The organism is Microcystis sp. MC19, assembly GCF_003019735.1.
Taxonomy (GTDB): domain Bacteria; phylum Cyanobacteriota; class Cyanobacteriia; order Cyanobacteriales; family Microcystaceae; genus Microcystis.
This window is the reverse complement of the sequence record NZ_CP020664.1, coordinates 4,592,539-4,618,389: the sequence shown is the minus strand read 5'-3', so window position 1 is coordinate 4,618,389 and position 25,851 is coordinate 4,592,539. Positions and strand designations below refer to the sequence as shown.

Annotated in this window: 24 protein-coding genes and 4 pseudogenes; 16 read left to right on the top strand and 12 right to left on the bottom strand. The window is 41.9% G+C overall.

Going from position 1 to position 25,851, the window contains the following annotated elements:
• Positions 1–58 precede the first annotated feature (58 nt).
• Together rlmD and B5D77_RS23465 are read left to right on the top strand one after the other, a co-directional pair.
• The gene (gene rlmD / locus B5D77_RS23470) at positions 59–1,426 is read left to right on the top strand and encodes a 23S rRNA (uracil(1939)-C(5))-methyltransferase RlmD (protein ID WP_106909750.1); all 1,368 of its coding nucleotides are present in this window, start codon (positions 59–61) and stop codon (positions 1,424–1,426) included.
• A 341-nt stretch (positions 1,427–1,767) separates the two neighbouring features.
• Entirely contained in the window at positions 1,768–2,169 is a 402-nt protein-coding gene (locus B5D77_RS23465) for an anti-sigma regulatory factor (protein ID WP_008199399.1), read from the top strand.
• Here B5D77_RS23465 and B5D77_RS23460 read toward each other — a convergent pair.
• Positions 2,166–2,447: a DUF6439 family protein gene (locus B5D77_RS23460; protein ID WP_106909749.1), complete on the bottom strand. Its 282-nt coding sequence runs from the start codon at positions 2,445–2,447 to the stop codon at positions 2,166–2,168. The two genes, B5D77_RS23465 and B5D77_RS23460, sit on opposite strands and share 4 nt — an antisense overlap.
• A 72-nt stretch (positions 2,448–2,519) precedes the next feature.
• Here B5D77_RS23460 and B5D77_RS23455 point away from each other — a divergent pair, with 72 nt between their 5' ends.
• Positions 2,520–2,921, top strand: coding sequence for a hypothetical protein (locus tag B5D77_RS23455; RefSeq protein ID WP_008199395.1), 402 nt, complete (start codon positions 2,520–2,522; stop codon positions 2,919–2,921).
• Positions 2,922–2,962: 41 nt separating this feature from the next.
• On the opposite strand, the gene B5D77_RS23450 is transcribed toward B5D77_RS23455, so the two are convergent.
• From B5D77_RS23450 to B5D77_RS23440, 3 genes and pseudogenes are all read right to left on the bottom strand, one after another.
• Positions 2,963–3,595 (bottom strand): prepilin-type N-terminal cleavage/methylation domain-containing protein, encoded by a 633-nt coding sequence (locus B5D77_RS23450; protein WP_106909748.1) that lies wholly within the window; start codon positions 3,593–3,595, stop codon positions 2,963–2,965.
• A pseudogene (locus B5D77_RS23445) lies at positions 3,573–3,791 on the bottom strand (type 4 pilin); the annotation flags it as partial. The pseudogene B5D77_RS23445 and the gene B5D77_RS23450, both read right to left, overlap by 23 nt.
• Complete coding sequence (locus B5D77_RS23440; protein WP_106909747.1) at positions 3,788–4,408, bottom strand: type 4 pilin; 621 nt, start codon at positions 4,406–4,408, stop codon at positions 3,788–3,790. The gene B5D77_RS23440 and the pseudogene B5D77_RS23445, both read right to left, overlap by 4 nt.
• A gap of 976 nt (positions 4,409–5,384) precedes the next feature.
• On the opposite strand from B5D77_RS23440, the gene B5D77_RS23430 reads away from it, so the two are divergent.
• Positions 5,385–5,594, top strand: coding sequence for a hypothetical protein (locus tag B5D77_RS23430; protein WP_039899715.1), 210 nt, complete (start codon positions 5,385–5,387; stop codon positions 5,592–5,594).
• Here the strand turns inward: B5D77_RS23430 and B5D77_RS27540 are convergent.
• The 3 genes from B5D77_RS27540 to B5D77_RS23415 form a co-directional block, all read right to left on the bottom strand.
• Positions 5,533–5,718: a topoisomerase C-terminal repeat-containing protein gene (locus tag B5D77_RS27540; protein WP_008199388.1), complete on the bottom strand. Its 186-nt coding sequence runs from the start codon at positions 5,716–5,718 to the stop codon at positions 5,533–5,535. The two genes, B5D77_RS23430 and B5D77_RS27540, sit on opposite strands and share 62 nt — an antisense overlap.
• A 26-nt stretch (positions 5,719–5,744) precedes the next feature.
• Positions 5,745–5,927, bottom strand: coding sequence for a hypothetical protein (locus B5D77_RS27535; RefSeq protein ID WP_051011161.1), 183 nt, complete (start codon positions 5,925–5,927; stop codon positions 5,745–5,747).
• A 367-nt stretch (positions 5,928–6,294) separates the two neighbouring features.
• Positions 6,295–7,614 carry an IS1634 family transposase gene (locus tag B5D77_RS23415; RefSeq protein WP_254053093.1) on the bottom strand — a complete coding sequence of 440 codons (1,320 nt, stop codon included), beginning with the start codon at positions 7,612–7,614 and terminating at the stop codon, positions 6,295–6,297.
• Positions 7,615–7,743: 129 nt separating this feature from the next.
• Between B5D77_RS23415 and B5D77_RS23410 the strand changes: the two genes are divergently transcribed.
• Positions 7,744–8,550, top strand: a complete 807-nt coding sequence (locus tag B5D77_RS23410) for an IS1 family transposase (protein ID WP_254052957.1) — start codon at positions 7,744–7,746, stop codon at positions 8,548–8,550.
• 29 nt (positions 8,551–8,579) lie between these two features.
• Here the strand turns inward: B5D77_RS23410 and B5D77_RS23405 are convergent.
• The 4 genes and pseudogenes from B5D77_RS23405 to B5D77_RS23390 form a co-directional block, all read right to left on the bottom strand.
• Positions 8,580–8,912: pseudogene (locus tag B5D77_RS23405) on the bottom strand (DUF4277 domain-containing protein); the annotation flags it as partial.
• Between the two features lie 255 nt (positions 8,913–9,167).
• Positions 9,168–9,590 carry a hypothetical protein gene (locus B5D77_RS26800; RefSeq protein ID WP_254053011.1) on the bottom strand — a complete coding sequence of 141 codons (423 nt, stop codon included), beginning with the start codon at positions 9,588–9,590 and terminating at the stop codon, positions 9,168–9,170.
• 205 nt (positions 9,591–9,795) lie between these two features.
• A complete protein-coding gene (locus B5D77_RS23395) occupies positions 9,796–10,410 on the bottom strand; it encodes a hypothetical protein (protein WP_149978287.1) in 615 nt (204 codons plus the stop codon).
• A gap of 123 nt (positions 10,411–10,533) precedes the next feature.
• Complete coding sequence (locus B5D77_RS23390) at positions 10,534–11,613, bottom strand: SGNH/GDSL hydrolase family protein (protein ID WP_106909743.1); 1,080 nt, start codon at positions 11,611–11,613, stop codon at positions 10,534–10,536.
• Between the two features lie 470 nt (positions 11,614–12,083).
• Between B5D77_RS23390 and B5D77_RS23380 the strand changes: the two are divergent.
• Positions 12,084–12,999, top strand: a pseudogene (locus B5D77_RS23380) (molybdopterin dinucleotide binding domain-containing protein); the annotation flags it as partial.
• A 144-nt stretch (positions 13,000–13,143) separates the two neighbouring features.
• Complete coding sequence (locus tag B5D77_RS23375) at positions 13,144–13,569, top strand: lysozyme inhibitor LprI family protein (RefSeq protein ID WP_106909742.1); 426 nt, start codon at positions 13,144–13,146, stop codon at positions 13,567–13,569.
• Between the two features lie 372 nt (positions 13,570–13,941).
• On the opposite strand, the gene mfd is transcribed toward B5D77_RS23375, so the two are convergent.
• Complete coding sequence (gene mfd, locus B5D77_RS23370; RefSeq protein WP_106909741.1) at positions 13,942–17,424, bottom strand: transcription-repair coupling factor; 3,483 nt, start codon at positions 17,422–17,424, stop codon at positions 13,942–13,944.
• A gap of 572 nt (positions 17,425–17,996) precedes the next feature.
• Between mfd and B5D77_RS23365 the strand changes: the two genes are divergently transcribed.
• The 9 genes and pseudogenes from B5D77_RS23365 to B5D77_RS26795 all read left to right on the top strand — a co-directional run bounded on the left by B5D77_RS23365 (position 17,997) and on the right by B5D77_RS26795 (position 25,447).
• A complete protein-coding gene (locus B5D77_RS23365) occupies positions 17,997–18,932 on the top strand; it encodes a metal ABC transporter solute-binding protein, Zn/Mn family (RefSeq protein WP_106909740.1) in 936 nt (311 codons plus the stop codon).
• A gap of 10 nt (positions 18,933–18,942) precedes the next feature.
• Positions 18,943–19,638 carry a metal ABC transporter ATP-binding protein gene (locus tag B5D77_RS23360; protein WP_106909739.1) on the top strand — a complete coding sequence of 232 codons (696 nt, stop codon included), beginning with the start codon at positions 18,943–18,945 and terminating at the stop codon, positions 19,636–19,638.
• 48 nt (positions 19,639–19,686) lie between these two features.
• Positions 19,687–19,848, top strand: coding sequence for a type II toxin-antitoxin system HicA family toxin (locus B5D77_RS27530; RefSeq protein WP_256386943.1), 162 nt, complete (start codon positions 19,687–19,689; stop codon positions 19,846–19,848).
• A gap of 2 nt (positions 19,849–19,850) precedes the next feature.
• Positions 19,851–20,072 (top strand): type II toxin-antitoxin system HicB family antitoxin, encoded by a 222-nt coding sequence (locus tag B5D77_RS23350; protein ID WP_002744564.1) that lies wholly within the window; start codon positions 19,851–19,853, stop codon positions 20,070–20,072.
• 127 nt (positions 20,073–20,199) lie between these two features.
• Entirely contained in the window at positions 20,200–20,484 is a 285-nt protein-coding gene (locus B5D77_RS23345) for a DUF1214 domain-containing protein (RefSeq protein WP_106909738.1), read from the top strand.
• 348 nt (positions 20,485–20,832) lie between these two features.
• Positions 20,833–21,783 carry a ferredoxin gene (locus B5D77_RS23340; RefSeq protein ID WP_106909737.1) on the top strand — a complete coding sequence of 317 codons (951 nt, stop codon included), beginning with the start codon at positions 20,833–20,835 and terminating at the stop codon, positions 21,781–21,783.
• Between the two features lie 115 nt (positions 21,784–21,898).
• The gene (locus tag B5D77_RS23335) at positions 21,899–23,635 is read left to right on the top strand and encodes an IS1634 family transposase (RefSeq protein ID WP_106908373.1); all 1,737 of its coding nucleotides are present in this window, start codon (positions 21,899–21,901) and stop codon (positions 23,633–23,635) included.
• A gap of 71 nt (positions 23,636–23,706) precedes the next feature.
• Entirely contained in the window at positions 23,707–24,012 is a 306-nt protein-coding gene (locus B5D77_RS23330) for a 2Fe-2S iron-sulfur cluster-binding protein (protein ID WP_039899720.1), read from the top strand.
• A gap of 478 nt (positions 24,013–24,490) precedes the next feature.
• Positions 24,491–25,447: pseudogene (locus tag B5D77_RS26795) on the top strand (IS110 family transposase).
• Positions 25,448–25,851: the final 404 nt, after the last annotated feature.

Here is a 25,851-nt window from a genome sequence, read left to right as displayed (position 1 = left end):
TAGAGTTGGGTTATTTTTACTGAGAAGAAACCCTAGATGAAAACTGGTTTCCCTAACTATGCAACAAGGTGATTTAATCGAGATCGAGATTACCGACCTCAACCATACGGGCGAAGGTGTGGGAAAATACCGAGGACAGGTGATTTTTGTGCCAGATACGGTTATTGGCGATCGCATTCAAACTCGCATCACCTATATCAAAAAAAGTCATGCGATCGGCAAACTACAAACTATTCTACAAGCTTCTCCCCATCGTATCCGGCCCCGCTGCATCGTTGCCGATAAATGTGGTGGCTGTCAATGGCAACACATCGAGGATCAATTTCAGCTTCAGGTCAAAAAAGAGCAAGTACAAGAGGTATTAACCAGAATTGGTGGTTTTACCGATCCTTTGGTTTATCCTCCCCTCACCGGTAATTCTCCCCTCGCTTATCGCAATAAAGCTACCTATCCCCTCGGATTTTCCCCCACCGGCAATGTGCAAGCAGGTTATTATCGTCGCGGCAGCCATCATCTGATTAATCTCAATCAATGTCCAATTCAAGATCAGGCTTTAAATCCGTTTCTAGCAGAGATAAAACGGGATATTCAGGAGCAAGGCTGGTCAATTTACGATGAAAAGACCCATCAAGGACAATTACGCCATTTATCTCTAAGAATTGGCCGCCACACTGGAGAAGTTTTATTAACCCTGATTAGTACCGATAATAATTTACAGGGAATTGAGACCCAGGCGCGGCAATGGCTGGCAAAATACGGCAATTTAGTCGGTGTAACCGTCAATTATAACCCCGATCGAGGTAATGCTATTTTTGGCACTCAGACCACAACTATCGCCGGAAGGGATTATATTACCGAAAAGTTCGCCGGATTAACCTATCAATTGGCTGCCGATACCTTTTTTCAGGTTAATACAGAGGCTGCTGAAGCCTTATTTGCGGTTATTTGTGAGAAATTAGAGCTTAAAGGTGAAGAAATTCTCATTGATGCCTACTGTGGTATCGGTACTTTTACTTTACCCCTCGCTAAACGGGTTAAAGAGGTGATTGGACTAGAATCCTATAGCTTTTCCCTCGATCGAGCCAAGATTAACGCCCAATTAAATAATATTACCAACACAACTTTTATTTTGGGGGCAGTAGAAAAAACTTTACCGCAACTGACAGTTAAACCCGACATTATTCTACTCGATCCGCCCCGCAAAGGTTGCGATCGATCTGTCCTTGATAGTTTGTTACAACTGCAAAGTCAACGCATAGTTTATATCAGTTGTCAAAGTGCAACTTTAGCCAGAGACTTGCAATATCTTTGTAAAACAGGCGATTATCAACTGCTAGAAGTGCAAACAGCCGATTTCTTTCCCCAAACTCCCCACGTTGAATGCGCCGCTTTTCTTGGACAAAAAACAGCGAATATGGTAGGGTGAAATAGGAGGCAAAACCTGACACTTTGGTCGTTTATAGCTGAAAAGTCAACGGTTAAGGATAATAGCATATTAGCAGCCTTTCCAGTCAACTACTTTTTTGATTAATTACTCGCTCAAAGTTGCCTTGATTCTCGATTGGTTTGTAGATCAATCATAAAAATATCTAATCCATCTCAGAGACACAAAAGGGATAAAACATGACTCATTAGGTATGGCAATCATCTAGATCGACGGTTAAGAGACCTTAATCTTTCTGTAAGAGAACAGTCATTGAATATAAGCTAGAGGTAAAGTGCGTGATTGCTATTTCACTGCCCACAAGCAAACGAAGCTGGAACACCATGAGTTTCGCTTCCACCTTGTATCTTTGTCCGATTTTAGATTTACTGACCGCTAGTATTCCGGAAGAATTAGAACCAGAAATTAGATTAGGATTACAAGAAGCTTTAGTTAATGCCGCTAAACACGGCAATCATCTCGATCCCACCAAAACCGTGGTCGTCCAATTTTCTAGCAGTAAAGACGAGTATTCTTGGGTAATTACCGACCAAGGCTGTGGATTTACCCCAGGTTGTCACCATCATGGCTGTAGTTGCGATTGTCCCGATTTTCCCCCCGAAGAAGCGGAAAATGGCCGAGGACTGTGTATGTTATATCAAATCTTCGACCAAGTTCACTGGAATCAAGAAGGAACCCAACTGAAACTTTGTAAGCAAATTAAACAGGAACGCTGGTTGAATTAATGACCATGACCGTGAGAAGGACAGGGAGGCGCAGAAATCGAGCGATCGAGCCAGCCTGTAGCCTGTTGTAGTCGAGGAAGTGCTTCTTCTGGCTGATTATCTAATAAAAACACCAAAGCCGTCCCTAATTGTTCAGCAGCCCGAGCATTACGGTGGGCCTTCAGACGATGCCAGTCAATCGGTGCGATCGCCAAACGGGCCGCCAAAATCCGCGCCAATTCCAAAGTAGATAGATCATCAATAGTCTGAGATGAGGAAGAGACAGGGGATGGAATCATAATCAAAAGGTTTCGTAAAACCGTAAAATCGTCTATAACTATAGTTTAGACGCAGGCAATCGGATCGAGTCCATGTCCTTAGAAGAAAACCCATACCCTAGCGATGAATCGGCGGAATTTACCCAAGCGATTGAAGAAGTCGAAGCGGCGATCGCATCACTAAAAGACCGTTATCGACAGATCAACGAAGCAGAACAGCAAAAAAAAGACCTAGAGGCACAATTTAGCCAAATAGAACCCCAATGGCGGGAAAATCCCCTACCTGAACTAGAAAAGGAATTGGTGCAAATTCGCGAACAGATTCAAGAATTAGAGGTAATTTTAGAAAGCAATTTACTTAAAGAAGGGGAATTAAAGCGTCTATTCTGGGAAGGAATCCGTCGCGGACTGCTGGGGGAGGTTTTTTGGCAAATTGTCCGCTTTGGTGGTATCGGAGTCTTACTGGGTTGGATTCTGCGATCCTGCACGGGGTGATTGACTGCACCGGAGTGGAGTGTGTTGCCTTGAGAAGCTGATTAGGGTGGTTGGGTTCCATCCAGACCGATTTGACAATTATTGGCATCAAGCGGCTCTAGAGGATCGCCGTCATAAGTGCCTTGTTTAACTATTCCTAGCAGAGAAGCGATAACTATACACTTTCTTTCTTGGTTGGGATAGGGCGCGGCGGAGGCATTGGCGGCGGGATATAATACGATTATCGCTGGACCGTCCGGCGTAGTAAATTTTAACCCCGGCACATGGCCCCGAAAGGAAAACTGCACCCCCGGACTGCCGCTATCAGGGGGAAAATCTGGAAAATTATCCACCACCATAAATATTTCCTGCGGCAGACTTAGGGAACCCCCATTAGTATTAGTCGCCACTAAACAACCCGGTTCACTGGCGCTTATTTGCCGGTAAACCGTGGGATTAGTGCCAATCCCGTTAGTAAAATTAATCGTGCAACTTCTCCCTCGACGGATAGCTTGTTTTTGGGCATCCCGTAGGGCTGATTGTATAGAATCGGTGGCTTCTTGGACTTTATTGCTATTTAACCAAGCTAATAAATTAGGTAGGGTTAAGGCGGCAAGAATTCCCGTAATTGCCAAAGCTATCAAAATTTCTAACAGGGTAAAACCCTGATTTTTATGGACATTTAAACGACGCATCGGGAATCACCTCGACAGAACTTTCGGCAATAACATTTTCTTGGTTGGGGTAATCGTCAGCAGTTTGATCATCAGCTAATCTCACTTCATACTCTATACGAAGACGATGGGGATGAGCAGCCTGGGCGTCGGTACCATCAGGAAAAGTTCGATAGAGAGAATAGTCTTTACCGACAATTTCTCGTGTTGCTACTAATATGGACATTTAAACGACGCATCGGGAATCACCTCGACAGAACTTTCGGCAATAACATTTTCTTGGTTGGGGTAATCGTCAGCAGTTTGATCATCAGCTAATCTCACTTCATACTCTATACGAAGACGATGGGGATGAGCAGCCTGGGCGTCGGTACCATCAGGAAAAGTTCGATAGAGAGAATAGTCTTTACCGACAATTTCTCGTGTTGCTACTAATAATGTTTCTGCTGTTTCTGCAGGTAAATCATCAGCGGGAATAGCATAATCCTTACTGGGATCATCTGGATCAAATTCCGGACTGTCAGGAGGTTCAGCATTCGGTAATCGCCTCCTTAATTCAATGGCATAACCTTGATTTATATCTGAGCAAACATTAGGAAATATTTGACTGAAAAGCTCGGGATCATGATTATCTGCATTGACGCTATCATCATTGTCACTAACATCTAAACTCGAAGCTAAAGCGTTGACATTCTCGAAGTCTTCTTGTATCCAAAAGTTAGCTCTAGCTTGTCTTTCAGCCCGAACTTTATATAAGGCATTCACTGCCATTAACTGTAAGGTTCCTGTTAAGAAAGCGGTAATAGTTAAAATGGCAATGACCACTTCTAACATCGAGAAACCCGACTCGGACGACGGCAGTTTTAACTGTATCCCCTTTCCTCTTGATTTCACTTTTCAACCCCTCCGTTTTTCTTGAAAACTACTGGCTTTTCTTCGATCTTAACTACAGATTACGCAAATGATCGGATATTTCTAACTCTAGTCAGGGAATTAATCCCCCGAAACCCTATTTCTCAAGTGAGTCAGATTGTCTAAACTGTCAATCAGGGGTCGAGAAGGTCGTCACCCACCTCCCCTCCCATTCAGAACCGTACTTGAGACTTGCACCTTATATGGCTCTTAGTTTGACTGTTCCCCTGTTAGGGATACAGCTTGACATTCATTGGTTGTCTATGTATCATCATCGTACTTGACCAGTTAATCAAAGTCAATTACAGATGATTCTAGGCTGCCATCGGATGTCTTTTGATCATCGTGGCAGTGGCGGTGTAATAGTTGAAGGTTTTTATTACCTCATTACTTAGTGAGCGTCGGGGGATGCAATTTCGCCGTTGTCCCCCCCCGTTTGATGCGAGTTCTTTAACTCCATTAATTTTATTATAGCTTGCCGTCTTGCTATAAGCAGGATATTGGCCTAAAGTTTACAGAACTTTAACCCTCTTACATAATTAGGGTTGGCTGAATAAATGTGAAATATAGACGAGCTAAGGGGTTTGGTGCTTTTTTGGTGAAGCAGCTGCAAGATTTTCCAGCTAGTGGCTCAAAAACCTTGCATCTTGATCGGCGCTTGCGTCCTGTAGGGGCGAAGCATTCGGATAGAAAATCTACGGTTTCAGCGATAGGTTATTGCCCGAATGCTTCGCCCCTACTTTTTGCCGCAAACCCTAAATAGACCATCTTAATTCTCCTGACTCCTGACTACTGGCTCCTGACTCCTCACCTAACGGAAGATTTTTGATTTTTGCAAGAGGTCTTTTATATCCTGTCGTCATGCTAGACTGAGGCTAAGAATAGGAGGAAAGATGAGATGAGAGGAAGACCAGGGGGCAACCCCGACCTAGTAAAACACCAGTTCTCCACAGAGAGAGAAGAGCCTTGCAGCGCCAAACTGACGTTAAGGCTGCCGCCCTCTCAATATGCCAAGCTGAAAGAGATCGATAATTGGCAGGAAAAAGTCAGGGGGGTGATTGCCTCTCTTGTAGAACAGGAATCGGAAACCGACGGCCTGGGCAAGTAGTTTTCTGGGGGGTGGTTTTCTGGGCGGCGGTTGTCTTGGTCGCTAGTGCCACTAAAGCTCGTTCTAGGGTGAGGGTTTCGGCCGTCTCTCCCTCTGGAATCTTAGCGTTGGTCTTGCCGTGCAAAGTATATAAACTCCCTAGGGACCGTCCTACAATCCCACCGATTCCCCCTCGTCGGGATGTTTACCCAATTCTTTTAAAGGTGGTTTGCTGGAACCGCTGGCACTGCCAGTTTTTGTCGGTTCGGTTAATAGGGCCAAAGATCGAGGGATGGTTAGGAAATTGCGTAAAAATAAGATGCCAGCTAGGAGGGGAGAACCGTCACATCCCATTTGGGCAAAGTTTGAGAACGCTGCGTTGAAACCCACATTCCGCACCCTAAGCTGTCACAGAGAGAAATTACGGAGAGAAAAAATCAAAGTGAGCATAAAAATAAACATAAGGAGCGAAAAAAGGCATTTGAGAAACAGTAAAGCACCAAAAATGGCATCAAAACCTATTCTCAATAAGGAGCAATAAGAATTAACACCACCTAGAGGAGTCAACAGATAAATAAAAGAAGAAATCCAAGAGATAAATCATAATTTAGACTAATCAATTAAAGTAAAAAACTAAATTATAGACATAGTAAAGTGGAGCTATAAATCAAAGATATTAGCTCATGTTCACTCATAGAAATTAAATTGATAGAGATAATAATTAGGTGGCTAATTGATAGTAACGTAAACAATCATCTGGTAAAAGACGCAAGATAAAATCTCTGTCCTTATTCCAATTAGAAATATGTTCCTCCTGATTAAGTGTAATCAAATGAATACAATGAAAGCATTGAAAAATCCAGCGTAAAGTAGGGGAATTAGTTGCTTTACCTAATTGATTTTTAATTGTTGATTTAGACTCTTTCAGAGCATTTCTAATTTGACGTTGAGCCAATGTATAAACCAAGAGACATAAACCCATAATCATTCCCATAGACTCTATTCTCTCAGGACTTTTAAGGAAAATACTATCGGCAAAAAATAATGGGTCTTTGAGAAAACCAAACCCCCGTTCACATGATTGTTGAGCTTTATATTCCCTGAGCATAGAATCATCACTAAGTTCCTGTGAATCTAAAACATTCGTAGCAATAATAAAACATCCTGCACTCAGCAATTCTGTATTAATTTTACTTTCATCCTGGCAGACTGTAGCTGATATTTGGTAGGATATTTCATTTAGAGAATCTTTTTTATTAGATTTGGCTGGAGTAACCTTACTTTCGTTAATTTGGTGATATTTGAACTGGGTTGATAATTTTGATAATGCCTTGATAGCATCTGCTTCACAAGCAAATCTCTCTTGTGATAACTTTTTCAAATCAAGAACCGCTTTTGATTCGGCTTTGGTAATTTTTTGGGTTAGTTTACGCAGGTCTGATTCTCTTCTTTCTTGACTTTGTACTACTAACCATCTTTGTTCTATTCCTGCATAATTTTCGGTTTTTGATACTAATTTATATCCTGGTATTGTACTATCAATAAATTCTGATTCTGGTATTGTTGATATTAATGATTTTGCTGCTTTTATGCTTAATGGTACTCGACATAACCACTGTAAATCTGACATCATTTTCAGGTTTGATTCTGTATATAAGGCAGAGTCAGCAACCATGAGACTATTAACTTCTAATTGTTTGTGATATTCTACTGCTATTTGACCAAAACATGATGAGTCTGCTTGGTTTCCTGATGCTAGTTTCAAAAATATTGGGATGTCTCCATCTCCTGAACATATCATTTCTATGATGAACTGTTTTAAGTCCGGCCGATGGTCACGAGAATAACCATAAGTGATGGTTATTTCTTTTGGTGATTTTACTGCTATTTCTTCTAATTCTTGGTTATTTCCTATTTTTTGATTCTCAAATATTACTTCTGGTAAGCTAGTGTTATACTGCCCATGTACGTGGATTGATGATGAGTCTAGATGTGATGTTGATAGTGATACTCCAAATTTTTGGGCGGCTTTTACTGCGATGATGAAAAATATTGGGTAATGATTCGGTAGTAGTGGCGTAGCTCTCTTGCTTACCTGGTATGAATTGTGTAAAATATTTATTAATAAAAATAATTGGCTCGAATCAGTCTTTAAACCTCTAGCTTGATCATGACTTTTCTGATAAATATCTTTTTCTGGCTCCTGTCTGGCTTACTGAAATATCAGTCTAGCACCGAACAAAGTCCCCCCCCTAGTTCACCTCCGTTCCCCTGTCCTAATTGTGGTTCTCACCATACGATCAAGAATGGTTCTATTCATAATGGAAAACCCAAACGTCAATGTAAAGAATGTGGTCGTCAGTTTGTGATCAATCCCACTAATAAAACCGTCTCTGACGAAACCAAACAATTAATTGATAAACTCTTGCTCGAACGAATTTCCTTACGAGGAATTGCTAGAGTAACAGGGGTAAGTTGGTCATGGTTACAAAATTATGTCAACAATAAACTGGCGGCTGTCCCCCGTCAAATAAAGGTTTCGGACAAACCAAAAGGTAAATTGGTTATAGAATGTGATGAAATGTGGTCTTTTGTTTTTTCTAAGACGATAAAGGTCTATATTTGGCTGGCAATTGATAGAAATACAAGAGAAATTATTGGTTGCTATTTAGGAGATAGGAGTCGTCAATCAGCCAAAAAACTTTGGGCTAGTTTACCAGGTGTTTACCGACAATGTGCAGTTGCTTACACAGACTTTTGGGAGTCATATAAGACAGTAATTCCCAGTAAACGTCATCGACCAGTCGGGAAAGAAACTGGTCAAACTAATCATATTGAAAGATTAAATAATACCTTTCGACAAAGGATTTCTCGGTTGGTGAGAGAGAGTCTATCTTTCTCTAAAAAAATGGAGAATCACGTTGGGGCTGTTTGGTATTTTATCCATGACTACAATGCACAACTGGCAAAGGATTAAGCCGCCATCACTACTACAGAATCACCACCAAATATTGTATCTAATCCTTTTATAAATAGTTTATCCATGACTCTCCCCAATTTATCGTCGTTGAGATATTCTGGTTTTACTCCTGTTCCTATTAGATGTTCACAGGCGATTGTTTCAAAATATTCGGGAAACATATATAAGGGTTTGGAAACAAATCCTAACCCGTTGATTATCATGGCTTTTACTACTTGACCTGCATTTACTTTTTCGTCTTTTTCGACTCCTATCAATTCGTTTATTATTTCTACTATTCCGATTGAGTCTATTATTCCTGCCACTATCCCTAGATGGTCTATGTTCTGAATTTCTATTTCTTGGGGTTTTAATTTCACAACAGATTCCTCCACTACTTCTAAGTACCTAAGCAAAATTAATTACACATATCTAACCCCGCTCTTGCCTCTTGCCTATCTTCACTAGGAAATTAATTTTGCACGACTACTTATTGTAATCAATTATTTCTTGTTTTCTGAACAATTATTTTTTTCTCTTGAATTTTCTCTTTCTCGCTCCATACCCCTTTTAATGCTATATATTCTCATTAACCCTTTTAACCTTTGAATTAATTTTAGTTATTATGTACTACTTTAATGGCTTTTTTGATCTGTGACAGTTGAGGGTGCGGAATGTGGGTTGAAAGGTGGCAATTGTTCTAGTTCTTTAGCCAAAACCTTAACCCCTTTTTCATAAGTTCCTTCTACCAAATGCACTAGAGGCTTTATGCCCTTCCCAGTCATATTAGAAGCCCAATTAAGATCCGCATCAATTGAACCTAAAATTGCCCCATTCCAATAGTTCTCGAAGACTGCCCAACACCTTTCAATTGGATTATATTTACTATGGTAAAGCCAGTAGTAGATCAGCCGTATTTGCAACTGCTTTTTTTGGGCAAAGTCTTCCATTATTTTGATAAATTGGCTGCGGTTGCTGCGAGTGGCTACTCCTCCGTCTAAATCAATTAATAATTCTTCTAACCCTGGATAGATTGCTTGATTTTCTTGCCCCCACAACTCTAAACAATCTACTACAAAATCTGAGGTTTCAGCCGATTTAACAAAGTAAATTCACAGGCGTTCTCCACTGACATCTAGAATTCCTAAAGGGACTAAAACAGCAGTCCATTAACTATCATGGTCATCGGCTTTTAAAGGTTATAAATGGCGGGCTTTGCCATGGACAGATAAATTGCCTATCTTAATGTTGTCAAAAATTTCCTCAGTTTTTGTGATTTTTTTGAGCGGTTTTATTTTTCTTTTTTTTTAAACTATAGCCCATTCGATTCAAAATATCTCCAATAGTTTGACGGGAAGGCAATTGTTCATCTGAATAGCCTTTTTCTTCTTTTAATGCCTCTCTTACCGCTCTGGCACTAATTTTTTTTAAAGCAAAAGTTGATTGAATTTTAGGGTCTTCTTGCCAGTAAATATCCACTAAACTCTTAATATCTTCCTCTAAGTTTGGCAGCAGTTCCTCCGTTTTTTTTCTCCCCCTAGCACGATAGTTATCAACACAAATAATCCCAGTTTCTAGCTCTTTTAATCCCGTTGCTATTGCCTGTCTAGACCATCCCAATTCTGTTTCAGCCCGGCGCGGCGAAGAGTTAAAATAGTCTATGGTTACTTGCGCCATAAAAGCCCTTTTCTTAAAACCTGTCAGCTTTTTTGCCGCATCTTTCAAGCTTGATTTGATTTTTTCAGTCAGTTCAGTTACCATAGTCGAAAGTGGGGGCAACAAGTTGCTTTTCCAGTCTAGACGGTAATTCATTAATACGCAAGTCCCTAACGCTCTTCTGGAACTTTCGCAAATCCCTGACCGAATCCAGATTCTCAAACCCTTGCTTGACAAGCGATCGCTAACTTTTTTTCTAATAAAAACTCAAATTTCGGGTTTCTGTTAGTTAGCGATCGCTTGAAGGCTTACCCCATAATACTAAATCTGGTTATTAAAAACTGATTATTTATTTCCGCTTTTACCTATTGCAAGAGTGCCTCTACTGATATGTAGCCTATACTCAACGGATTTAGTATGAGAGCAGGGCTGTTTCATCCTTACCTGCGCCACTTTAACACCCAAACCGACAAAAGCGACGATAATGATCGCACCTGTCGCGTCCGGTTCGGGAATGCTGGTGAGGGTTGTCGAGGCGAGACCTGCGATCGCTTGATGGGTAACGGTCGTGGGATGGAAACTGTCCCAGAAAAGATACGCGGAGGGATTGGCGCAGATCTGCCCGGTAGTGGTATTCAAACAAGCGTCCGTGACGTTGGTTAAACCGTAGCGAGACGGATCGTTGTAGGTGTTCTCGAAGAGAGAGTAGATATCTAGCGGGATCAGAGTGGCCGCGGTCGAGGGAGCGTTTTGGAGGACTTGAAGCGCCGCGGCTAATTTCTGATTATGCTCTAGGGCTAGATCAGTCATCTCTGATATTCCCGCCTGACTGGGTAATTTCCCGAGGTCTGGTAGATTCGGAACGATCACCGTTTTCGCCCCGACCGCGGGGGAGATCAGAGTTTGAACCGCGGCGATAATGTTACCGACTACGACATCGGGGTCGGTACTAAAACCGAAAAGATAGTCGTTAGCTCCGGCCCAGACGACGAAGAGATCGCGAGCGTCGAAAGTTGATAGAGACGGGTTCGCGGCGAACGCGCCGATCTCGTCGAGTAATCCTGGAAAATCCCCCTCGAACAAGAGTTCGGCCACGTTCTCCTGGCCGCTGGTGGCTCCGCCGTAGGCAAGATTCAGCGCCGCGCTATTCGGCAGTCCGAAATCCTGCTGTAAATACTCGATCCAGAGCGAACCGTTAGAAAAGCGCCCGTTCGCGTAGGGGGGACTAGGCGGGTAAGAATTGCCCGTTAGTCGATATAAATTTCCCGGATCCGATAAGCTATCGCCGAATACCTGAAAACTATCGAAGGTGGCCGCTAGGGCTTTGAAAGGAGAAAGGAGAGTGAAGAAGCTAATTCCCGCCGTGGCAATTAGTGATTTTGTTAATAAATATTTCATCGGTTCGCCTTCAACAATGAAACGCATCAACCTCAAGAGTTGACAGAAAAAGGCTCATCATTTACTGTCCGATCAATACAACAACAAATCAGACCCAAAAACGAAGCCCTCAATATCTTAACATAGAACAAAGAAACTTGCTCTACCTACTTAGTCAAGAGGTGGGGCAATCGCACATAATTCTTAACACTTTTGGAATTTAAAAAAATGGACATAAATCAATACCTGATTATCTCCGAAGGTTGACAACAAACTCAACATGGTTGTTTAATTCATGTTGAAATTATCCGAGACATAGAAAATTCAAGAGCGATTCACTTACTGTCAGTAAGTCCTACTTCTTGTAACCTCCTCTTCAATCCCGAACGGTTACTGTACTGTTCGTAAATCTGGTTCAGACGCTCTTGGAAAACGGGCAAGCGGTTTTGATATTCGGCTAAGTCTCTTAATTTGACCAACAATTCAACGGCCTCATCGTAAGGTTTAGACTGGGCTTTTTGGGTCGTTTCAGTTATCCCGTCCTCTTAAAAACCGGAGAAAGTCACTATCAACGTATTAGCTGGGAAGAAGTTTATCGATTAGCCGAACAAGCTTTTCGTCAACCGTCCGAGACCATTGCCTCCTATAGTTCGGGACGTTCTTCTAATGAAGCCGCCTATCTCTTACAATTATTTTTCCTGGCATTAGGAAGTAATAATTTAGCCGATTGTTCCGATCTCTGTCATGCCGCCTCCACCGTAGGATTAAAACAGGTTTTCGGCTCCGGAACTTCGATGGTCAGTCTGGAAAGCTTAAAACAAGCCGATTGTGTGGTATTGATCGGTTCTAACGCCCCCGCTAATCATCCCCGCCTGATCAATGAATTAATTCAAATTCGTGATCGCGGCGGTAAAATTATTATTATTAACCCGCAAATTGAAATCGGATTGGTCAAATTCTCCTCGCCCGCTTTTCCGATTAAATCCCTATTGCGGGGCGGTTCCGATATTTCTACTCTCTACCTACAGCCGATTCCGGGTAGCGACACCGCCCTATTCGTCGGATTACAAAAATTTTTGATCGAACAAAATTTAGAATGCCCCCGGAATTGCCCTGATTCTCGGAACGGGACGCAGTTATGGACAACATAAGACCGTCGTTTATCAAGTGGGCGATAAATATTGGGGAATGCCCCACCGTCATTGTTTATTAATGAACGCCGAGGATGCCAAAAAAGCGGGCCTTCAAGAACATCAAAGAGTCATCGTCCAAGGAGATGCCGGCAAATTAGAAAATATCGAACTTATTTTCGGTCGGATTCGCGAGGGGGTTGGCTTTATGTTTTACCCCGAAGCCAATATTTTATTCAAGGCTAAAATCAAGCCTCGCTGTGGAACCCCCGCTTACAAAAGAGTTCCCGTCTGGGTTTTTTAGTTACCGATTCCCGATATTCTCAATAACGGTCAGACAATATCCTCACCTAAGAAATAAACTCAGCCAAAACAAACTGATTTTCCGTCCGATCGCTTTGATCGCATTTCTGTTATCCTATTCTTACCATCATTAGAGTAAATGGCCATGGGCGAGTTTTCGCTAACCGTATTAAGCATAGCCAGTTTATTGGCCGTCGGGATGACTACCCCTGGCATTGCAAGTCCCACATCTGGAGCGACGGAGTTGCAACTAGCTCAACGCCCTAACTGTAACAATCCCCAGACTCAAAGCGAAATGAACATTTGTGCTGGCATAGCCTATCAAAACGCCGATCGCAAGTTAAATCAAGTTTATCGACAACTACTGCCAAAACTGTCAGCTGCTCGCAAACAAAAATTAATTACCGCCCAACAAGCTTGGATTAAGTTTAGAGACAGCAGTTGCGAATTTGAAAGAAGTGAGTTTGAGGGAGGCTCTATAGCTCCCATGATTTACAGTAATTGTTTGGCAGATGTCACCGAGGAGCGCACCAAAGATTTACGGAGATATTTAGAAGATGGATATCTCTAAGTCGGGCTTGCTGAATAATGGTAAAACCCTTTTAAAATAAGGCTTTTGACCTGTTAAAATCCGATGTTCATGCTGCGAAAATAGGATTGGGACATTCAAAAACCTGGCATTATCCTTTTTATAGTACATAAATCAGTACGAAGAAGGAGGGCAACAAAGCCTGAAACTCCCTACTCCGTTCGGACCTCGGACGTTCGGCGAGACTTCGGACGTTCGGCGAGATCAGTCGAGCCGCGTGAGCTTTTGTCGAACGCTGAGCTTACGGCCGAAGCCTGACTCCTAAGCCCACCAACAAACTTTTTCAGCCAACCCTACTTACTGGAAAGAACCTCTTCCAGACACACCCCGGCAAAGATCTAGAGTGGCCCCCATCTAATTGCCCGTCGGTAAACCATCTTTACATTTAGCTAACCAGTCCAATAAACTATCTAACTGCTGTGGTGGTTTTACCAATCCTAAACCCCTAACTGTCACCTGTTTGGGACTATAAACAAAGCGTGATTGTATATGTTGGGGTAGGTGTTCTTGTAATAATTTCCACGCTGGCTCTTCCATGGGAGTTTCGAGGATAATATGCTGTTTTCCATCGGGTTTAATGCGGGAAAAACCGAGGGATTTAGCCAGATGTTTTAACTCGATTACCTTAAATAATTGTGCCACCGGTGAAGGAATTGCCCCGTATCTATCGACTAAATCGGCGGCAATTTGTCCTAAATTTTTCTGAGAATTGGCAGTAGCGATCGCCCGATAGACATCCATTTTCTGCTCCGGATCGGATATATAATCGTTAGGAATAAATGCAGTTAATTTCAGATCGATTTGGGTATCCTCCACTTGGGGAATTTCTTGACCTTGAATTTCCTGCAAAGCTTCCTGTAACATTTCCATATATAGATCAAAACCGATCGCTTCCATTTGTCCTGATTGTTCCGCACCCAATAAGTTACCAGCGCCGCGAATTTCCAGATCTCTAGTCGCTAATTGATACCCCGATCCTAACTGGGTAAATTCTTGAATTGCCTTTAATCTTTCCCGAGCGGTTTCTGTTAGTTCTGCCTTGGCTGGATAAAGTAACCACGCGTGCGCTTGTACTCCCGATCGCCCCACCCGTCCCCGCAGTTGATAGAGTTGCGCTAAACCGAATTTTTGGGCATCTTCAATGATAATCGTGTTAACTCTGGGAATATCTAACCCCGACTCCACAATAGTCGTACAGACTAAGATATCCGCTTCCCCATTATTAAATGCTAACATGGTGGTCTCTAATTCGGACTCATCCATACGACCGTGGCCGATGGCAATTCTAGCACCAGGAATCATCCCTTGAATTGCTGCCGCTTTTTCTTCAATCCCCTCGATTCTGGGTAATACATAAAAAACCTGTCCCCCCCGATCCAATTCGTTGCGAATTGCCGTTCTAATCACATCAGAATTATAACTAGAAAGGTGGGTTTGAATGGGACGACGAGAGGGGGGAGGTGTGGTAATTAAACTCATTTCTCGCACCCCAGAAAGGGACATATAAAGAGTCCGGGGAATCGGTGTCGCACTCAAGGTTAACACATCAATATTACTTTTAAAAGCCTTAATTTTTTCCTTTTGATTGACCCCAAAACGCTGTTCTTCATCAATTACCAATAATCCTAAATCTTTAAACTCCACCGCTTTACTCAATAACAACTGAGTACCCACTACTATATCCAATTCCCCCGTTTTCAAGCGCTGGACGATATCTTTTTTCTCGGAATTGGTGCGAAAACGATTTAATAAACCCACATTAATGGGATAGGGAGCAAAACGTTCTTTTAGGGTGTGATAATGTTGTTGGGTTAAAATCGTTGTTGGTGCTAATAAAGCCACCTGTTTATGACCCGTGGTGACAGCTTTAAAAATAGCCCGAATCGCCACTTCTGTCTTACCAAAACCCACATCCCCACAGACTAAGCGATCCATCGGGCGATCGCTTTCTAAATCCCGTTTCACATCCTGTATCGCTTTTAATTGATCGGCAGTGGGTTGGTAGGGAAAAGAATCCTCTAACTCCCGCTGCCAGGGATTATCCATAGGATAGGCAAAACCCGATTTTTTGGCCCGTTGGGCGTAAATATTGATTAAATCAACCGCTAACTTCTTAATCGACTTCCTGACGCGAGCTTTCGTCGCTTCCCACGCTTTGCCAGAGATTTTATGTAATTCTGGCTCTTGATTACCTGTATGACGATAACGGGAGAGATTATCAACAGAATCGGCAGGAACCCGCAATAATCCATCGGCATACTTAATAACTAGATAATCTCGACCTTGCACTATTCCGCTAATTGTGCTTTCCTGCTTTTCTAGTTTGATAAACTGCCCAATGCCATGGTGTTTATGTACTACAAAATCGAGGGGACGGAGTTTGTTCACGTCCACCTGTACCGAGGCTGCTTGCCGACGTTTGCGGACGTAACCAGCAGTATTTAGAAGATGTTGTCCGAAGAACTCTCGATCAGTAACGACGACTATGCGATAGGTGGGTAGGATAAAACCTTCTAATTCAGCTAATCCTGAGTATTTTAGGGCTGTAGCGGTGTTTTGAATGATTAATCGCTCGATCGCCCCAAAATCAAGGGGATTGGGGATAAATTGGGCCGGACAGTCGTGTTCCTGTAATAACGAGACTGTGCGGGAGGGTTGGGCAGATATTAACCATGTAGCGTACTTATTTACTTTAATACCGCTATAAATCTCTCTTTTTCCCCGTAAAATTTCCGCTAGTTTGGCGAATTGCCCCGGATTGGTGGGAATCGGACGACTGGAGAGATTAAGGCTATTTTCGGAGAGGTGATCGTCTATTTCTGAGAGGTAGAGATGGGGAAATTTGGCCGATATTTCCAAAGATTCGCCAAAAGAACGGTGAATTTGCGGTAAAGCTGGTTCTATCTCTTGCCAGCGTTCCCCAATATATTCTATCCAGCGATCGCTTCTAGCTTGACAGCTTTCCAGTTCATCAAAGGCAATAAGGGTATTTTCAGGGAGATAATCCAATAAAGAGGCAGGTTGACGGAAGGCCAAGCCTAAAAATCGCTCAATTCCCTCTGGATAAATGCCATTAGCCAATTTTTCTCGCTCTTCGGCCTCCAGATAATCGGCCACTGTCGGGGGGAGAGAAGGGGCAATCATCGCCGCGAAGCTAGTGGGAGTAAGAAGCAGATTGGGGATAGAATCGAGCGATCTTTGGGTGGCAGGGTCAAATTCTCGCAATTTTTCCAATTCATCGCCGAAAAATTCTAACCTGACCGGTAATTCTGCCGAAACTGGGAAAATATCAACGATATCGCCGCGACGACTCCATTGTCCTTCGGTTTCTACCAGTGAAACCCGTTCATATCCTAATCTAGCTAGGGTTAGATCGAGGTTTTTGGCTTCTATAACCCTTCCTACCTCAAAATTATCGCTATATTTCTCGAAAACCTCTCTAGGGGGTAAATGGGGCTGCAGGGCCTTTTCGGTGGTAACGATCGCCATTCCAGCCTCTTGATGACTGATTGTCGATAATACCTGCATCTGTCCCCAAATCATCTCGGATTCCCGATTAAATCTCTCGTAGGGGCAAGCTTCCGAGGTGGGATAAAAGAAAACACCTTTCCACGTCATCGCTTCTAATTGTGCCGCCCAACGTGCCGCTTCTTCCAGATTGGCACAGATAATTAAAAGATTTTTTCCTTGACAACGGGCGAAAGCTGTGCCTATTAATCCTTTCGGTAAGCGGGCAAGGCCGGTTAGGGTTAAATTGCCATTTTTCTCCAGTTTTTGGATAAGTTCGGCAGTTAATGGCGATTTTTCAATGTTGCGAATAACGGAGGCAAAAGTCATTTTTTCGTGTTCGGCACTCGGTTTTTAGTTAGGGTTTGCGGCAAAAAGTTTTTCGTGGGGACAGGGTGTGGGGTGTGGGGTTTTACCGATTTTGAGGGGGTCAATTACTTAATTTTCCCCCCGATCACTCTCATGTCCGGTACTTTTTGATTTCCCAAAAAGTCTAAAAGTCTTACCCAACACGGTTTTTAGATTTATTCAGCAAGCTCTAGTTAAGCTCTACTGAATTTTTTATACTGCCTCTTGGGATTTTTAGTACAAATGCTCAGGCTTCCTCTCCCTGCTCCGGTGCAGTCTTAGCAAGTATCAGTTATCAGTTCACCCACTACTTTTTGGGGTTAATTTTTTTGGGCTTTATTTGACTTGACCAGAGGGGGGTCGCAGGCGCACGGATTTTCCATTATCTATATAATATCATGTCAAGCCCTAGTTAGCAAGAGAAAATTTTTTAATTGGGAGCGAAAGATCGAAGGACGAAAAACCAGTACATCTATACCGAAATATTTTCAGAATGATAACGATTCTCACCGACTGTGATAAGATCAGAATCATAATCAGACTCAGTTAATCCGATGGGTAAAAAATTCCAGTTAACAGCGATCGCTTTAACCCTGACTATAGCCAGCTTAACAGCTTGTAGCGATTCCTCGGTCAAGGAAGAGGAAGCAAAGACACCCTTACAGGTGACAGTGAGTATCGTACCGCAGGAATATTTCGTCAAACGCATCGGCGGTGATAGAGTCAGTGTTAATGCCATGATTCAACCCGGGACAGATCCCCACACCTATGAACCAAAACCCGAACAATTAAAAACCACAGCCCAATCGCAAGCCTACTTTAAAATCGGTGTATCCTTAGAGGATGCCTGGAAAGATCGCTTAAACAGTGTTAACCAACAGATGTTAATCGTCGATACCAGTCAAGGAGTAGATAAAATCCCTTTGACAGCAGAACATAATCACGATCATGATCACGATCATGATCACAGCAAGGAAGAAAAACATCAAGCTGGAAAAAACACCCTAGATCCCCATATTTGGTTATCACCAAAACGAGTCAAAGCACAAGCAAAGACTATTTATCAAACCCTAGCAAAACTCGATCCCAGTCAGGAAGCTATCTATCGGGCTAACTTGGAAAAATTCAGTCAGGAATTAGACGCATTAGATCAAGAAATTCGGCAAAACTTGGCAGGGATTAAAAACAAAAAATTTATGGTATTTCATCCCGAATGGGGCTATTTTGCCCAAGATTACGGTTTAGAGATGATTGCGATCGAAATCGACGGTAATGAACCCAGTGCTGCCCAGTTAGGTCAACTAATCAAACAGGCCAAAAAAGAGAATATTAAAGTTATTTTTACTCAACCAGAATTTAGTCAGAAAAGCGCCGAAACTATTGCTAGGGAAATTGGGGGACAGGTAATCCCTATCAGTGCCTTTGCTGAAAATTGGAGTGAAAACCTGCGACAAGTTTCCCAAAAAATGGCCACAGTTTTAAATCAGTAATTGCTTGTATATGTCAACGATCATTACCATTAATAATCTCTGGGCCGGCTACGAACAGGAACCCATCCTCGAAGATATTAATTTAACCATTGAAGAATTGGATTTCCTGGGAATTATCGGCCCGAATGGAGGAGGAAAAACTACCCTCCTTAAGGTTTTACTGGGATTAATTAAACCTTGGCGGGGAGAAGTCAGTATTTTGGGGCAAAATGTCGAAAAAGGTCGGGAATTAGTCGGTTATGTGCCGCAGTTTGTCGAATGCGATCGCTCATTTCCCATTACTGTGGGTGAGGTGGTGAAAATGGGGAGATTGAGCAGCAAAAAACTCTGGCAAGGCTATAGTAAAAAAGATGAGTTAAGGGTAGATAAAGCTTTAGATAGTGTGGGAATGTTAGCGTTGAAAAAAAGGTCGATTACTGAACTTTCGGGAGGACAGCGCCAACGGGTTTATATCGCTCGCGCTTTAGCGGTAGAACCCCGTCTCTTGATTTTAGATGAACCCACTGCCAGTGTCGATCCCCAAATGCGTGCTAGTATTTTTTCCCTGTTGCAAGAATTGAATGAGTGGATGACTATTTTAATTATTTCCCATGATCTGGGAACCCTATCTACCTATGTTAAATCGATCGGTTGTCTCAATCGTCGTCTCTATTATCACGGCCAAAAATCTCTCACTACCGCTATGTTAGAACAAGTGTATTGTTAAAGGGTTTCTCCTTTCAAGAATAGTCCTAATAACGCAAGATTCAACGATATTTGTAAACTGCTAGAATTAGAAGGGTTTTCCCTTGATCGAATTACAGGTAGCCATCACATTTTTAAAAGAAATGATATTATTTTGATCATACCTGTTCATAATAAAAAAGTAAAATCTGTTTATATTCGTCGAGTCCTTGAAATTATCGGAGACAACTAAAGATGAATTATCCAATTATTATTTATCCCTGTGAAGAAGGCGGTTTTGTCGCTGAAATTCCAGCACTATCTGGCTGTTTGGCTCAGGGTGAAACCTTAGAAGAAACCCTACAAGAATTACTGATGGTAAAAGATTTATGGTTAGAAACAGCCCAAAAATATAATCAAAAACTTCCCAACTTAGAAACAGAGATAGCGAAAATCAAAGCATTAAGCACTGTATAGAGCATTTTTGGGGGAATTGTGATCGCCAATTGCTGTCTTGACTTAAAAAATAGTTACTTAACGCGCTTTTTTGCTTTTAATCATGACGAATTTGTAATTATTCTGCGTTACGCTAAAACATCCTAGCGTGCTACTATTCTGGTCAGTGATTCTTTACAGTCACCAGACGCGATCGATGATTCAGACGGATCAACAGTTTCCTAGTGTCGGTAGTCAGACAAAGGGACTTTTGGTTAATGCCGATGGTTCTGTGGATATCTATTTCGGGCCGAAACCGCTTGCGGGTAAGGAAAATAATTGGGTGCAGACAAATCCGGGCAAGGGTTGGAATACGATTCTTCGGCTTTATGGCCCGCTTGAGCCTTGGTTTGACAAGACTTGGCGACCAGGGGAAATCGAGTTGTTAAAATAGTCCTAACTCGTTAAGTACCTAAGCAAAATTAATTACACATATCTAACCCCGCTCTTGCCTATTGCCTTTTGCCTCTTGCCTATCTTCACTAGGAAATTAATTTTGCACGACTACTTATCAAAGCTCAGGAGGTTTTGCATAATCGTGGAAAGTTTCTGAATATCCTTTTCTACAGGGTGAATATACGGAAACTTTCTCTTTATTTGTCCTCTAGGAGTTGACTAGCCAGAAAATGTCAGTATAATGAATAGATTAGATTGCTCCGCCTAAAGACTTTTCGGTTGTGATCAAGAGAAATTGGTGGTAAGCAAAGTTTGAAAAGCTTTAAATACAAGGAACACTAAATTTATGGATATATCTGCACTTGCCGCTCAAGCAGTAACAATTGTTCTTTATGCTCTCGATAAAGCCACTGGTGGGGCTTTAGAAAAAGCTGGTACGGATATTCTAGATTTCCTGAAAACTCGGTTTCGAGGCAGAGTAAGCCTTGATAAAGCAAAACAGGAATACAGATTTTTGGAAGCTGCAATCATTGATGAGTCTCGACTGGATAGACAATTTAAGGAAGATTTAGAGAGATTGGTCACTCAGTTTCAGCAAATTCAGTCAGTAGAGAACATATCTAATGTCACCCAAAACACCCAATCAGGTGTAAATCTTAACGTAAATAGCAATACGGGTACAGTCATAGGTCAACAAACTACAATTAATAATAATGATCAATTATCAGGAAGAATAGAAGAATTAATCAAAATATTTGAGTACAGAGCAGAACAAATCAACGATGGATTAAAGGAAAATCATTGGCATCAAGGTCATTGGCGAAATGCTCATGTTCAAGACTTCTATCAACGTTTTAATAAATTACACGCTCAACATTTGGAGGCTTTACAGCAGGGAAATCTTGCACATTCCCTTATGATTTTGGATGATATTGTTCAACTTTCATTGCAGATTGAAAGTAAGAAGATTAGGGTAGAACGTATGTACGTTTCGAGTTTCCCGCCTTCACCTCGAACTTTAAGCGAATTGTATGTTGTTTCGCTCTCTACGAAGGAGTGGTTAAGGACAGAGAAAAAACAGCAAAGTGGCAGTTGCCCATCAAGCATGGAGAAGGATAATCTCAAAATATATTCTCTTATCTTGAAGGAGAAAGATGAGAGAGAAGCTGAAAGAGCTGCAAAAGCTGCAAAAACTAGAGAAGCTAGAGAAGCTGCAAGAGCTGATGCAAAAACACTACCGAGAAATAGTTCTGGAAACATATATCTGAACTTCCCCCATACATATATACTACAATAGCCGAAAACCCTTATCCATCAATGGATGCACCCCCTTAACTTTTCTTAATGTACCCATGTAATTTGTAACATTTCTTAATGGACAAGAATTCTCTCCATTTGCTAAAATGATAGCCATGTATATAGAAAAAGTTCCTAACCGTAATTCTCCCCCCGCTGTTCTTCTTCGAGAATCCTACCGAGAAGGAGATCAAGTCAAAAAAAGAACCCTTGCCAATCTCTCAAAATTACCCGATGATATTATCGAAAATCTGAAACTGGCTCTTAAAGGAGCAACACTGTCCATGAATGAAGGCATTCCCAATCATTTTGAAGTGATTAGAAGTCTTCCTCATGGTCATGTAATGGCTATTTTAGAGACGATTAAAAAATTGGGTTTAGATAAAATAATCAGTGAAAAATCCTCACGAATCAGAAACTTAGTGGTGGCGATGATTGTGGCAAGAATCATCAATCCTAAATCGAAACTAGCCACAGCGAGAGGGTTTAATAGTGAGACTTGTAGTCAGAGTTTAGGACAATTGTTAGACTTAGAGAAAGGCGATGAAGACGAATTATATAACGCCTTAGATTGGTTATTAGAAAAGCAAGAGAAAATTGAGAAGCACCTAGCAATTAAACACTTAGAATCAGGAACATTAGTCTTGTATGATGTCACTTCTACCTACCTAGAAGGAAATGGTTGTGAACTGGGAAAATATGGGTATAATCGAGATAAAAAGAAGGGGAAAACTCAGATAGTGTTTGGTTTGCTCTGTTCAGCTAAGGGTTGTCCGATAGCGGTAGAAGTATTTGAAGGAAACACTTCAGATGGTGCTACTTTAAGCGGACAAATTGAGAAAGTCAGAAAGGGTTGGGGGATTGAGAATGTGGTCTGGGTAAGTGATAGAGGAATTTTAACTAACTCGAAAATCAAGGAATTAGTAAAACCGATAGAAGGATTAGACTATATTACTGGTTTAACTAAGCCTCAAATTCGGAAACTGGCTGAGGTGGAAGTGATTCAATTAGGATTATTTGATCAGGTAAACTTGGTGGAATTTGAGAGTGAAGATTATCCCGAAGAAAGATTAATTGCTTGTCGGAATCCCTTAATAGCCCAGAAAAATCAACTACAAAGAGAGGCATTATTAGAAGCGGTAGAGAAGGAACTAGATTTGATTGTTCAGGCGACTCAAAGGGAGAAAAGAGCTTTAAAGGGCCAAGATAAGATAGCTTTGAGAGTGGGCAAGATTCTTAATCAGTTTAAGGTCAATAAATACTATAACCTAGAGATAACAGAAGAAGGCTTTTCTTATCAGCGTAAGCGGGAATTAATCGCTCAAGAAACGGCCTTGGATGGTGTGTATGTGTTAAGAACTTCTCTGGAGTCAACCTTGATGGATGCAGCGACGACGGTTAAAGCTTATAAAAGTTTATCTCAAGTGGAGGAGGCATTTCGCTGTTATAAGTCAATTGATTTAAAGGTACGTCCTATCTATCATTATAAGGGTGATAGAGTCAAAGCTCATATCTTTTTATGTATGTTGGCTTATTATGTGGAATGGCATTTAAAACAGTGCTTGGCTCCTTTATTATTTGAGGATGAAGAAATTGATGATGGTTCTCTGAATGTGATTAAAGCCAATCGGAGTGAATCCGCTCAGTCTAAAGAGAGAAAAAAACGGAATCAAGAGAACTTTCCTGTGCATAGTTTTCGGACTTTGTTGGAAGACTTGGGGACAATTTGCTTGAATACAGTGGAATGTACGATTAGAGAGGGAAGTTATCGTTTTTCTAAGATAACTCGACCGACCCAACTGCAACAAAAAGCGTTAGATTTATTAGGAGTTTCCCTGATTTGTACCCAGTAACGGGGCGGCGTAAATTCTCTTAATCCCTTCTACAGCACAGCTTATGGCTTTTTGTCAACGGGGAAGTCCAGATATATAGTGTAACATTGATTTTTGAAGATGAAGGAATTAATGAAACCATAGAAGTTCCTCTTGAAGTTCCTCTTGATGAGTATATTTTGGATGTCGCTGAAAAATTAGAGCTAGATCTACCATATAGTTGCGGAGCAGGTGCTTGTGGAACTTGTGCGGGTATTTTAGTGTCAGGCAAAGTAGATCAATCAGACCAATCTTTTTTAGATGATGACCAAATTCAAGAGGGCTTTGTTTTATTGTGCGTTGCATATCCTGTATCTGATTGTACAATCCTCGTAAATCAGGGAGAGAAACTGTATTAAGCCTGAGTGAGATCGTCTTCTTCTTGTTGACTTTAAAACTGCGATCATTTTGACTGCTGAAAGTCCGATCGCCGATCTTGTAGGTTGGGTTGACGAAAGGAAACCCAACATTTCTACACAGAAAATATCCCCTTTCCAAAACGAATTAACACCATTATCTTTTAATTTGTTGGGTTGCGTTCCTTAACCCAACCCACCGAATTTTTGAAAAATTTTAGTTGATCTTGTCGGTTGATACGACGAAACCCAACCTTGTATATTGAGAGAGGTGGTAGACCGTCCCAACCTTGGTCGGAAAAGACCGCTTCGTAGCAAGGGTCACCACCATAATCTCCCTGACAAAACTCGAACAGTCGCCGGGGTCGTGGCGAAAACAATCAATTGTTAAGCTAAGAGACCGTATCGGGCAAGGATGAGTAAAATCAAGGGGATGCTCTCCAAAAGAACCATTAATCCCGCCAATTTCTCAGGTTTAATCATGGAAAATATCTCTCAATGGGTAGGCATTGACATTAGTAAAGCGACCCTAGATGTTTACCTTCGTCCCCTCAGTAAAGCGATGAAAGTTGCTAACACAAAGGAGGACATATCTAAACTGGTCGAAACCCTAAAATCCTACACTGTCAACCTCATCGTTCTGGAAGCAACAGGAGGTTGAGAAACTGAACTGGTGATTCAATTACAAGAAGCGGATTTACCTGTAGCCTTAATCAATCCCCGTCAAGGAAGAGACTTTGCTAAAGCCACTGGTAAATTAGCCAAAACCGATGCCATTGACGCTCAAATTTTAGCTCATTTTGGCGAAGCAATGCAACCGCAAATATTAGCGGTTGAGTCGGAAGAATCTCGTCAATTGGGCGACTTAATTAGTCGTCGCCGGCAACTTGTCGAGATGCGGACTGCCGAAAAAAACCGACGGGAACGCGCTCGCGGTAAAGCTTTGGTCGATATCGAAGCCCATCTTGAGTATCTCGATAACTGCCTCGAAAAACTCAATCAAGAAATTGAGGAATTGACCCAAGCTAACCAACAATGGCTCGAGAAAGTCAATTTACTCAAAACCGTGCCGGGGATTGGTCAAGTAATTTCTACTACTCTCGTCTCCGACTTACCAGAACTCGGTCAATTAACCGCCAAACAAATCTCTCGCTTAGTCGGTGTCGCACCGATTAATCATGATAGTGGTCAACATAAAGGTAAGCGAATGATTCAGGGAGGTCGCGCTCAGATTCGGGCGACTCTTTACATGGGAGCGGTGGTAGCTATGCGTCATAATCCGGTGATTAAAACCTTTTACGAACGCCTAGTCGGACGCGGTAAATCAAAAAAACTGGCTCTGACTGCTTGTGTGCGGAAAATCTTAGTTATTCTTAATGCAATGGTTCGCCAAAATCAGCCTTGGCAGCTTGCTGACAATTTACCACCTTGTTCCTAGAGATTCACACTTTTTGTTATCTCTGATCAAGGGTTGCGCTTGCTTTGGTTTAACCTGAGCGACTTAGTTTTTGCTGCGCTTTTTTCTGGCTTGAGATTTTAGGTTCGACAGCAACTCCTTGATTGTTTTTTGAGTTACCCCTTGACAATCAAGACAGTCGCTACATTTTATTCCATACTAATATCACTATCAAAGATCAGCCTTTCTGAAGCCCCCCACATCTGATCATAAATTCCTTCTTCAACATAACGATGAAAACTGGAGTGTTGCCAATCTTTCGGAGCATTTACTAATCCATGATGCACGGGATTGTAATGGATGTATTCGAGATGATTAACAAAATCTCGATCGCCGTAGGCGCGCCCTTGGCGACCATCTCGAACTTGATGCTCCCAAAAGCGACG

Coding starts and splice junctions, on each gene's coding strand:
- B5D77_RS23365 (WP_106909740.1), top strand. CDS start 17,997: ATGGGTAAAAAATTCCAGTTAACAGCGATCGCTTTAACCCTGACTATA.
- B5D77_RS23465 (WP_008199399.1), top strand. CDS start 1,768: ATGAGTTTCGCTTCCACCTTGTATCTTTGTCCGATTTTAGATTTACTG.
- B5D77_RS23375 (WP_106909742.1), top strand. CDS start 13,144: ATGGGCGAGTTTTCGCTAACCGTATTAAGCATAGCCAGTTTATTGGCC.
- B5D77_RS23340 (WP_106909737.1), top strand. CDS start 20,833: ATGGATATATCTGCACTTGCCGCTCAAGCAGTAACAATTGTTCTTTAT.
- B5D77_RS23450 (WP_106909748.1), bottom strand. CDS start 3,595: ATGCGTCGTTTAAATGTCCATAAAAATCAGGGTTTTACCCTGTTAGAA.
- B5D77_RS23335 (WP_106908373.1), top strand. CDS start 21,899: ATGTATATAGAAAAAGTTCCTAACCGTAATTCTCCCCCCGCTGTTCTT.
- B5D77_RS27535 (WP_051011161.1), bottom strand. CDS start 5,927: ATGGGATGTGACGGTTCTCCCCTCCTAGCTGGCATCTTATTTTTACGC.
- B5D77_RS23455 (WP_008199395.1), top strand. CDS start 2,520: ATGTCCTTAGAAGAAAACCCATACCCTAGCGATGAATCGGCGGAATTT.
- B5D77_RS23360 (WP_106909739.1), top strand. CDS start 18,943: ATGTCAACGATCATTACCATTAATAATCTCTGGGCCGGCTACGAACAG.
- B5D77_RS23460 (WP_106909749.1), bottom strand. CDS start 2,447: ATGATTCCATCCCCTGTCTCTTCCTCATCTCAGACTATTGATGATCTA.
- mfd (WP_106909741.1), bottom strand. CDS start 17,424: ATGACTTTTGCCTCCGTTATTCGCAACATTGAAAAATCGCCATTAACT.
- rlmD (WP_106909750.1), top strand. CDS start 59: ATGCAACAAGGTGATTTAATCGAGATCGAGATTACCGACCTCAACCAT.
- B5D77_RS23390 (WP_106909743.1), bottom strand. CDS start 11,613: ATGCGTTTCATTGTTGAAGGCGAACCGATGAAATATTTATTAACAAAA.
- B5D77_RS23410 (WP_254052957.1), top strand. CDS start 7,744: ATGACTTTTCTGATAAATATCTTTTTCTGGCTCCTGTCTGGCTTACTG.
- B5D77_RS23430 (WP_039899715.1), top strand. CDS start 5,385: ATGAGAGGAAGACCAGGGGGCAACCCCGACCTAGTAAAACACCAGTTC.
- B5D77_RS23440 (WP_106909747.1), bottom strand. CDS start 4,408: ATGTTAGAAGTGGTCATTGCCATTTTAACTATTACCGCTTTCTTAACA.
- B5D77_RS23350 (WP_002744564.1), top strand. CDS start 19,851: ATGAATTATCCAATTATTATTTATCCCTGTGAAGAAGGCGGTTTTGTC.